The 1,614-nt window shown below is 43.3% G+C and carries 3 protein-coding genes; 1 reads left to right on the top strand and 2 read right to left on the bottom strand.

The annotated features are described in order from the left end of the window. Positions 1–10: 10 nt before the first annotated feature. The gene (locus WEIDD23_RS09575) at positions 11–325 is read right to left on the bottom strand and encodes a hypothetical protein (RefSeq protein ID WP_010374127.1); all 315 of its coding nucleotides are present in this window, start codon (positions 323–325) and stop codon (positions 11–13) included. Between the two features lie 183 nt (positions 326–508). On the opposite strand from WEIDD23_RS09575, the gene WEIDD23_RS09570 reads away from it, so the two are divergent. Beyond that, positions 509–1,165: a metal-dependent transcriptional regulator gene (locus tag WEIDD23_RS09570; protein WP_010374129.1), complete on the top strand. Its 657-nt coding sequence runs from the start codon at positions 509–511 to the stop codon at positions 1,163–1,165. Between the two features lie 45 nt (positions 1,166–1,210). Here WEIDD23_RS09570 and WEIDD23_RS14880 read toward each other — a convergent pair. Further along, positions 1,211–1,614: class A sortase (locus WEIDD23_RS14880; RefSeq protein ID WP_242865501.1), on the bottom strand; the 404-nt coding region annotated here is incomplete at its 5' end.

The raw sequence follows: 1,614 nt of genomic DNA, 5'->3' as shown, positions 1-1,614 counted from the left end.
GGTTAGTTTTTTAGTAACTCTGATGAACAGCTAGTCCAATTTCACGACAAGCTGCTTCAAACCGATTCGCAAACTTATTCCGCTCATCCGCCGTCGCAAATTTAAGCGCAAATTCTTCATAGATACTGCCACAACCAATGCGGTAGATACAACTGTCATAGACCCGCCCGACAAATATCGGACCGTTCTTTGTCATCGTTGCCTCAACCGCTCCTTGCAGCAGCTTTGCCGTCTGCACCGGCATTTCCCGGGTGCTTTGCATCAGGGTGTGTAACTTTTGCACACCCACTAACTTGTTTCCTTGGCGAATCTCGTTTCCTCGCATTTGGGCCTCCAAAACGTGTTATCTGACGGACGTCAGAGTGATTTAATTGACAATTAATTATACCATGTAATTTTATTTTAATGATGATTAAAAATATTTTAGTCAACCAGTTAACCCTATTATCAAACCCCGCGTGTTATAATGAACACACGAAACATTTCAAACAAAAAAAGGACTGCTATTATGAGCGAATCAATTTCAAAAACCCAGTATCTCCAAACTATTTTGGAGCTCAGCAGTGGGGATGAAACAACTAAGATTTCAAATAACCAAATCGCTGAACATTTGAATGTAACGCCTTCTTCAGTATCAAACATGCTGGCAAAGTTGCAAGAAGCTGGCGAAGTTGACGTTGTGCCATACTACGGGGTAACACTAACTGAACCTGGTCGACAAACAGCGTTGCGCTTGATTCGATCACACCGTCTGATTGAAACCTTCGGTGCCACAAAGCTCGGGCTGTCGATTTCAGAAGCGCACTTCAACGCTGACAATTTGGATCACGATGCTGATGTTGAATTTGTTGACGCCCTTGAACGTTTCTTAGATTTCCCAAAGTACAGCCCCCACGGCCTACTAATTCCTGACGCCAACTTTAATTATGAACAAGAGAAGTTGCGTACTTTGCGTGAAGCCAAGGATTTAGAAACCGTTACGTTAAACAGTTTCACTGAAGATTTGGAATTACTACAATATGTCGAAACGGTTGGCCTTGAACTAGGGACAACTTGGACAATCAAGGAACGCCTGCCATTTGATGGCCCACTTGTATTGTCAGATGGTTCACGTGATGTGCAAGTCACGCAACACGCTGCCGACTTTATTTTTATTAACGATTAACAGAAAAAGCGGATGAGACTAAATCTCATCCGCTTTTTGTTTGACTTACTTAATCCAACGATTATCTGCTGTAAATGCTGTTTGAATTGACTTAGGCGTCTTATCCCAAGCTGTTGTCCGTTCAAGTTCGCCGCGCATCATCACACGCCCGCGTTCAGCCGTATAATCACATGTAATCAACGTCACCAACTTCTTACCAGCTACTGGATACACCCAATCAACATCGGTCGGCTTAATAACTTTAAAGTCAACGGCCCGATACTCGTAAACGTGATTCATATCCGTTAAATAAATTTTCTGACCGACTGCACCCTTGTAGTAAATTGGTGAAAACAACACATCGCGGCCAGAGTCGCCTTGAATGAAGTGACTGGCAAGCGCATAGTTACCTTCACCCATGGTTTGATCAGGAAACATCGTCCCCGCCCCTAATGATAGATTTAAATCAG

This window comes from Weissella sp. DD23, from assembly GCF_001579105.1.
GTDB lineage: Bacteria > Bacillota > Bacilli > Lactobacillales > Lactobacillaceae > Weissella > Weissella cibaria.
Note: the sequence above shows the minus strand (reverse complement) of the source record. Positions and strands in the feature narration are given on the sequence as shown.

Excerpts from the sequence above, each read along its gene's own strand:
- WEIDD23_RS09575 (WP_010374127.1), bottom strand. The coding sequence starts at position 325 with ATGCGAGGAAACGAGATTCGCCAAGGAAACAAGTTAGTGGGTGTGCAA.
- WEIDD23_RS09570 (WP_010374129.1), top strand. The coding sequence starts at position 509 with ATGAGCGAATCAATTTCAAAAACCCAGTATCTCCAAACTATTTTGGAG.